The following is a 5733-nucleotide window of genomic DNA, read 5'->3' as shown; positions in this document are numbered from 1 at the left end:
ATGCTGGGGTTTTTTATTGCCTTCAGAAAAGACCTGGATCAGGGCAGCCAGATCTCAAACACACCACCACCGAGGCTTCCACCGTTGTGGAGTTTTATCGACCCACTTCGCTTTCCCTCACTGTGCAGTCTGGCAACGGATGAGGCGAAGAACAGCCCGAGGCTGGTACTGCCACTCTTGAAATCAAGGGATTTGAAGTTGAGTGTTCCCGTGTGCTGCATGCTGTCGGGATAGCCCTTGCCATCGTCTTCAACACCGATCACCAGATAACCGTCTCTCTCACCAGCGGTAAGCCGGATTCTGCTGCGGGTATAGCGGATGGCATTGTTGATGGTGTTATTGAGTACACCGGTCAACAGATCCTCGTCGAAAAAGCCGTTTATGTCCTCAGCGTCCACGGAAACATCAATGCCGAGCCCTTGCAGAAGAGGGTTGTGTCTGGCCAGGTGTTCCGAGAGGAAATCCGGCACAAAGTGCTCCTCAATGTGTGCCGAGAGGTTGTTCTCGCCAAGCCGGTAGATACCAAGGAGTTGCACCAGATCGTTGTGCATCCGTTCGGCTTCGTACTGCAAGGTATTGAAGCGGGAAGATTCCCCGAGGCTTTCCTCGTGCTCGCTGCGAAGCTCGTCGAGGGAATTAAGGAGCATGCCAAGCGAGTTCTTCATATCGTGAACGGCTGAGGCAAGCACCATGGAAAAATCGATATTCTGGTCTTTCATACCATCAGCCCCTTCAGTTTTCGTTGTAAGGCGATATAGCGCCGATGTTGGCGGTGTTGCTCCGGCAGTCCTGCCAGGCGATCCAGGCAAGTCTGGCAGCGTTTGAGGAGCTCAGCGTTACCGGGACTGTTGTCATTCTCCTTCATCAGCACCTGAACCAAGTTAAGGTTCAGGGCAGCGTGGTCCGGGACGATTTCCAGAGCCTTTGAAAAGATCTCCACGGCTTCTTGCAGGTTCCCGGCTTCGAACGCTTTTATGCCATCCCGGTTGAGGGTTCGGGCTTTGATTTTCTGCCGGAACCCTACGGGCTCATCAAGGAGGCTTTCAATCTTCTGAAGTATGTCAGGCTCATTGCTGAACCGCTCTGACATCTCTCGTAATAGCGCTTTGGCGTCGCTTTCATGTCCGAGTCGAAACAGGGTCTTGGCGTAATCAAGACCCGTTGCGGCATCCAGGGCTGCGGCATTGTCGAGTTCCGGTCTGATCCTCTCGAGGATTTTGGTCGCCTCTTTGTCCTGACCCTGTCCCGCATAAACCCGGCACTGGACGATCTGGCTCCGCAGACTGATACCTTCCTCGGCCTCGAATCGTTTTTCCATCTTCTTGAGAACGGTCAGTGCTTCCCTGGCTTTTTCTTTGCCATCTTCTTCAAGATTGCCCTCGCTGAGGTCGGAAAGTGTCTGGCCCAAGGCGAGGTAATGCTCTGAATTGTCGTGAATCGAGTGGGTGCCAAGCTCTACTGTGCGCTGCCAGGCCTCGGATGATGTTTCGAGATCCTGGTTGGAGCCGGCCAGCTGTGCCAGATGCTTTTGCCGAAGTAGGGCATTGGGGGAATGCTCTATGGCTTTCTCCAGTACCTGCTGTGCCTGTGTCGGCCGGCCCTGCCGTTCGAACCCCTCTGCCAGAAGGTCATAGGCCTCCATGTAGTCCGGATGATTTGCAATAACCTCTCGCAGGCCGTCTACCGCCTGGTCGAAGCTTCGATTGGCGAGCAGGACTTTGCAGCGTCCGAGCCTTGCCCAGGACAATTCCCGTTGCGCAAGGACGTCATCGTAGATTTTGAGCGCGTGCGCCAGGTCCCCGAGCTGGAAATACAGGTCGCCCAGGGTTTTCATTAACCAGGTCTTGTAACGTGGCTGCCGGGGCAGCATTTGGAGACAGAGCGAAATGGCTTCCGGGTAGTTTTCCCGGTCGATTTCCCGATTGATGGGCATGAGTGTGTTGCGCTGGCTGATCAGGGCGCTAAGACGTTTCTCGAGTACAGCCCGGTTGATGGGCTTGGTCAGATAGGCATCGGGCTGGTACTCCCTCGCCCCCATGACCATTTCCTTGGAAGTCTCCGCTGTTACCATGAGGAACAGGGATGAGCGCTTCAGTAATTTTTTATACCGGAGGTCCTCGAGGATATGCTGGCCATTCTTGCCCTCTCCCAGGTTGAAGTCGCACAACACGACATCCACGTGATTGTAGGTACAGTGCTGGATGGCCTGACTGGCATTGGAGACCAGCTCGATAGAGTCAGCGCCACAACTGCGCAACATCTGGCGAATGGACAACCGGAAATTTTCGAAGTCATCGATCACGAGATAGTTGAGTTTGCCGAAAGGATTGGCGTCCGCTTTGGTGTCGGTCATGAGCGCTTCTGTTTCAGTAGCTTGTTAACCAGTGCCCTCAGTGCAGCCGGTTTCACCGGTTTGTAGAGAATCTGGTAGCCCCGGTTGATGGCATCCTCCCGAACTTCAGGCGCCATATAACCGGTGATGAGTATGCCCGGGATGTTGGCATTAAGAGCACCGCGAATGCTGTCCATGGCATCGAGGCCGTTCTTGTTATCATCTAGCTGATAATCGGCAAGTATAATATCAGGCCGATTCCCTTCCAGTTTTTCCATGGCGTCTTCCAGGCTTTCGGCGGCCGTTACGTCACATTTCCAGTTCCCAAGCAACGCGACCATGCCCTGCAGGATAGCCGGATCGTTATCGATGCACAGGAAATGCAGGCCTCCGAGGTTGGATACCCTGCGTGAGCCCGATGCGGGCTTGGCAGCGGTGGTCTCGTTCTGTTCCGGAGCCGCTGTTGGCACGGTGATACCGAAGACACTGCCTCGGCCCTGGACGGAATGGACGCTGACCGGGTGGTTCAGCATGCCGCTGATACGGTCAACGATGGCGAGACCGAGCCCCAGGCCCTTTTTATCCCGGCCATGCTGAAACCGACGAAATTCCTCGAAAATGTGTGCCAGCTGGTCCTCGGGTATACCGGGACCGGTATCCCAGACTTCTATACGAATATAGCCTTTCAGACGCCGGCACCCGAGCAGAATCTTGCCTTCCGGCGTGTAACGTATGGCGTTGGACAGGAAATTCTGGACCACACGACGCAGCAATTTGGAATCGGATCGGATCCAGGCCGTGCTGGGCACAACGTGCAGCTCCAGGTTCTGGTCCTTGGCGATTGCTGAAAAGTCGGTTGCCAGGTGGCGCATGATCTCGTTCACGGGGAAGACCCCGATATCGGGCTCCAACGCACCCGCGTCCAGCTTTGAAATATCCAGCAGGGTGCTGATGATTTCCTCGGCAGCCCCGAGAGAGCTGTCGATGTGGTCCACGAGATCTTTCATCTCGCCGTCATCTGCTTTCCCGGCGAGAGCAGAGGTAAACAGTCTGGCTGCGTTCAGGGGCTGGAGAAGGTCGTGGCTGGCAGAGGCTAGGAAGCGTGTCTTGCTCTGGTTCGCCTGTTCTGCCACCGATTTGGCCTTCAGCATCTGCTCATTGATGACCTGAAGCTCCTGGGTGCGCTCCTTGACCCGCTGCTCGAGGTAGATGTTGGTCTCCTTGAGGGCCTGCTCGGTTCTGCGCATGGCCGTGATGTCCTGGAACGTGGTGACATAGCCACCACCAGGTATCGGGCTGCCATCGATGCGTAACACCGTACCATCCGGTCTCTGGCGCTCGTAGGACATCGGCCGTCCCTCCCGCATGCTCGTGCAGCGATCGACGACGATCTCATCAATCCGGCGGGCAGATAGATTGGCATTGGTAAGGTTATAGCGCATCAGATCTTCAACAGGCCGACCGACCCTGACGAAGCCCTTCGGGTAGGTGAACAGTTCCAGATATCGGTGGTTCCAGACCACCAGTTGCTGCTGGTGGTTAACCACAGACACGCCCAGACTGATATTTTCAATCGCTGACTGGAGCAACTCCCGGCTGAAGGTCATGGCCTGGGACGCTTCGTCGACGATGCTGACCACATCCTCGATCTGCATGTCCCGGCCGGTGAGGGTCGATTCCAGGACCACCCTGGCGGTGGAGGCGCCGATCACCGAGGCCAGTTGGCGCTCGATGTATTTCATCAGGTGCGCCGATGCCGGGCGGTGCGGGTGCAAACGGATGGCGTTGCGGCGTTCGTAATTCCGGAAAATGGTTTCCGAGCGTTCTTCACCCATGAACCGGTCGGTTAGCGCCTGGAGGTCGGATGTCAGTATTTCGCCCTGCCAGCTCTGATGCTGCGCGGTCTCCGCTTTGGGCTGCGGATCGTGGAAGAAGGAGGCAATCTGGATCTTCTCTCGGACACGTTGACGGGTCAGCATCGAAAGTACGATGTACACCAAAGTGTTGATGCCGAGGCTCCAGATAATGCCGTGACTGGTCTGGTCCAGCTCGGACCCGAACAGGGCAGTGGGGCGCGTCCAGTTCAGTCCCCAGATTCCCTGCTCAATCAGTGTGTCGTTGACCCAACCGGTGGTGGCCAGTGCCGGCAGTAGCAGGGTGTAACACCACATCAGGAAACCAAGGCCAAGGCCCCAGACGGCGCCCATGTAATTGCCCCGGCGCCAGATAATGCCGCCTACCAGCGCCGGCCCGAACTGCGCCGCTGCCGCAAATGACAGCAGGCCGAAGGCCGTCAGGCTGTAGTCTTCGCCGGCCATCCGATAAAAACCATAGGCGGTGAGCAGCACCACAAAGATAGCGACCCGGCGGATACTCAGGAGCAGGTAGCTGAGGTCCGTGCGCCGGTTCATGCCTGGTCGGAAAAATTTCAGCAGGGCCGGCATGATGATCTCGTTGCTGACCATGGTGGCAATCGCCACTGAGCACACGATTACCATGGCCGCAGCCGCTGACCCGCCACCGAGGAACGCCAGTATGGCCAGCCATTCCTCGCCTGCCATGATCGGCAGCTGCAGTATCAGGATGTCAGGATTTCCAGCAGAGGCCTCGGGCGACAGCAGGCCCGCAGCGGCAATAGGAAGCACAAAGGCGCTGGCTACGATCAGGTAGATCGGCATAGCCCAGCGGGCAATCTCGAAGTCCCGATGATCGGTATTTTCAACCACCATGACATGAAATTGCCGGGGCAGGCAGATGATCGCGAGCATGGCAATGAGTGTCTGGGTAATGAATGCCGGCGCTTCGATACCATCGGTGGTCAGGGTGCCGATCAGGTCGGCGTCCCGAGCCCGTTCAAACAGATCGCCAAACCCGCCATAGAGCCCGTAGCCAACGAACAGCCCCACAGCGACGAAAGCCACGAGCTTGATCAGTGATTCGAAGGCCACGGCCTGGATCATGCCCCGATGATGCTCGGTGGATTCCAGGTGTCGGGTACCGAACAGAACGGTAAAGACCGCCAGGGCAAGGGTGATGTACCACGCGGAGTCACTCCAGGCCGCCGTGCTCAGCTCTTCATAGCCTGTTCCGGTAGCCGAGAGCACGTTGAAGCCCATTGCAATGGCTTTCAGTTGCAACGCAATGTAGGGAACACTGCCGATCAGGGCAAAGGTTGCAATCATTGCGGCCAGGAGCTGGGATTTGCCATACCGGGAGGCGATGAAGTCGGCAATGGAGGTACTGTTATTGCGCTTGCTGATATAGATGATCCGGCGCAGCAAGGGCGCACCGAACACGAAGACCAGCAAGGGCCCGAGGTAGATGGGGAGAAACCCCAGACCCTCCTGGGTGGCGCGTCCAACGGCGCCGTAGAAAGTCCAGGAGGTGAAGTAGACTGCCAG

At 56.9% G+C, this 5733-nt stretch carries 3 protein-coding genes; all 3 read right to left on the bottom strand.

All coding sequences use genetic code 11. The annotated features are described in order from the left end of the window. Positions 1 to 38 precede the first annotated feature (38 nt). Positions 39 to 719, bottom strand: coding sequence for a sensor histidine kinase (locus tag B2W52_RS02395; RefSeq protein WP_008172928.1), 681 nt, complete (start codon positions 717 to 719; stop codon positions 39 to 41). After that, complete coding sequence (locus B2W52_RS02390; protein WP_008172927.1) at positions 716 to 2353, bottom strand: tetratricopeptide repeat-containing response regulator; 1638 nt, start codon at positions 2351 to 2353, stop codon at positions 716 to 718. The genes B2W52_RS02395 and B2W52_RS02390 overlap by 4 nt, the downstream gene beginning before the upstream one ends. Continuing rightward, positions 2350 to 5733, bottom strand: a 3384-nt coding sequence (locus B2W52_RS02385) for a hybrid sensor histidine kinase/response regulator (protein ID WP_286801113.1), incomplete at its 5' end; no start/stop codon positions are given. The genes B2W52_RS02385 and B2W52_RS02390, both read right to left, overlap by 4 nt.

Source organism: Marinobacter sp. UBA2498 (assembly GCF_002341575.1).
Classification (GTDB): domain Bacteria; phylum Pseudomonadota; class Gammaproteobacteria; order Pseudomonadales; family Oleiphilaceae; genus Marinobacter; species Marinobacter manganoxydans.
Note: the sequence above shows the minus strand (reverse complement) of the source record. Positions and strands in the feature narration are given on the sequence as shown.